Annotated in this window: 1 protein-coding gene; it reads left to right on the top strand. The window is 70.2% G+C overall.

All coding sequences use genetic code 11. From position 1 onward, the window contains the following. The first annotated feature begins 703 nt into the window (after positions 1-703). Entirely contained in the window at positions 704-2,164 is a 1,461-nt protein-coding gene (locus ACFWP5_RS52290; RefSeq protein WP_384174494.1) for a hypothetical protein, read from the top strand. The last annotated feature ends 34 nt before the right edge of the window (positions 2,165-2,198 follow it).

Here is a 2,198-nt window from a genome sequence, read left to right as displayed (position 1 = left end):
GCCCGGCCCCGTCGCATGAAGCGTCGGACGATCGCCTGGGCCGCCGCCTTCTCGCAGGTCCCGGCGCGGCGGGAGACGTGGGCCACCAGCCCGTCCAACGGCCGACGATCCTGGCGTGGGTCCTCCGAGTGTTCGATCCGGTCACCTGCTGGCGAGGGTGCGGGCAGGTGTCGTAGGGCGGACGGGTCGTGATCCGCTTGGACGAGCCGAGTCCAGCGCGTCGATGTGGTGCCGTCTCCCCTCGTCGTCGTGCGGAGGAGCGGCCGCCGCCGACATCTCCCGGAGATTCCGCCCCGGCCGACGGATGCGGAAGTCGCGGAGGGAAGCGACCATGAGCCGCATCGAGGGAGTGGAGATGCCCGTATGACGTGTTCCGCTGAACCTCTTTGGTATGCCCTGCTGGGCTCGGAGCAGGCCTTTACGGCGGCTGCGGCCATCCTGGGTGCCACCGGGGGCAGTTCGGGGTTCATCGAGTCTCTCCGCGGAGGCGTTCGCCCACCCAGCGGGCAAGGGCGAGAGGACGATGGGCGACGCTCCTTATACGGAAACGGCCCGGACATCGCGTCGATCGGGCGGGATACCTCGGGCCGGGCGGGCGAACACTATGAACGCAATGATCGACGGGTAGTCCCCACATGCGGCGGTTCCTAACATCACGGATCGCAGGGCAACTTCGCACAGCGAATTCATAGGAGCCGCTCCCGTGACGACACTTGACGCGCCCGTACCGGTACGCCGGCGACTCTCGCCCGCTCGCTACCGTCGGGCAGTACTGGCCGCCGGTGTGGCCGCGGCACTCCTCGGCACGCTCGGCAACGCCCCCGCGCCCCGGGCACACGAGCGGCCCGCGCCAGCCACCTGCCCGCCCAACCTGGTCGGGAAGGCGACGTGTTACACGGGTCAGGACACCAACGGGGCGTACTACACGATGGCTGTTCCGACCCGCTGGAACGGATCCCTCGTCGTGCACGCGCACGGCGGACCCGATCTCGGCGACTCCTCGGACCCCTCACGCAGCACCGACGATCTGGGGCGTTGGGCGGTGATGGTCGACGAGGGGTATGCCTGGGCCGGCTCGTCCTACCGCCGCGGTGGTTACGGGACCCGGATGGCCGCCGCGGACACGGAGAGTGTGCGCAGACTGTTCGTCTCGGAGTTCGGCGAGCCGAAGCGGACCTATGTGCACGGCCAGTCCTGGGGCGGCGACGTCGCCGCCAAGGTCGCGGAGACCTACGGCAGGCGGCCCGGCGCCTATGACGGCGCGCTGCTGACGAGCGGCGTCCTCGGCGGCGGTTCGCGCGGCTACGACTACCGTATCGACCTACGGGTGGTCTACCAGTACTACTGCCACAACCACCCCCGCCCGAGTGAGCCGCAATACCCGCTGTGGCAGGGCTTGCGCGCGGACTCCACCATGACGAGCGCCGGGCTCCGCGCCCGCCTGCAGGAGTGCACGGGATTCGCCTCCGACCCCGCGGACCGGACCGCACTCCAGCAGCGCAACCTCGACGACATCCTCGCCGTCACCCGCATCCCGGAGCGCTCGCTGGAGTCACATCTGCGGTTCGCGACCTTCACGTTCCGGGACATCGTGTCGACCCGACTCGGTGGCCGCAATCCCTTCGGCAACCGGGGTGTGCGGTACACGGGTTCACACGACGACAAGGCGCTCAACGCGGGCATCGAGCGGTTCTCGGCCGACCCCACCGCGCGCCGCGACCTCTCCTACGACAGCGACCTGACAGGCAAGGTCTCCATCCCTGTCCTCACCCTGCACGCGATCGACGATCCCACCGCCTTCGTCGAGCACGAGGCGGCCTACCGCGCCACTCTCCAGGGCGCCGGCAGGGGCGGCAACCTCGTCCAGACCTTCACGAAGGAGACCGAGCACAGCGCGCTGAGTGACTCCGAGTACGCCAACTCCGTTGCCGCCCTGGACACTTGGGTACGCCACGGACGCAAGCCGAACCCGCGCTCGGTCGCGGCCTCCTGCGCTGCCTTCGACCGGACCTACGGCAGCGGGTGCTTCTACGACCCCGCCTTCCGTCCCGCGCCGTATGCCTCACGGATCCGGCCCCGGCCGGGCGCGCTCGTCTGGCCCGCCATGACCGCGGCGCAAGAGCGGGCGTGGAGCCGGATCGCCGGCGTGGGGATCGCTCCCTGATCCCCGGCCGGCCTAGGTCCTCCCCGCCGGGCTA

Origin of the sequence: Streptomyces sp. NPDC058469, assembly GCF_042721125.1 — a bacterium.
Classification (GTDB): domain Bacteria; phylum Actinomycetota; class Actinomycetes; order Streptomycetales; family Streptomycetaceae; genus Streptomyces.
Note: the sequence above shows the minus strand (reverse complement) of the source record. Positions and strands in the feature narration are given on the sequence as shown.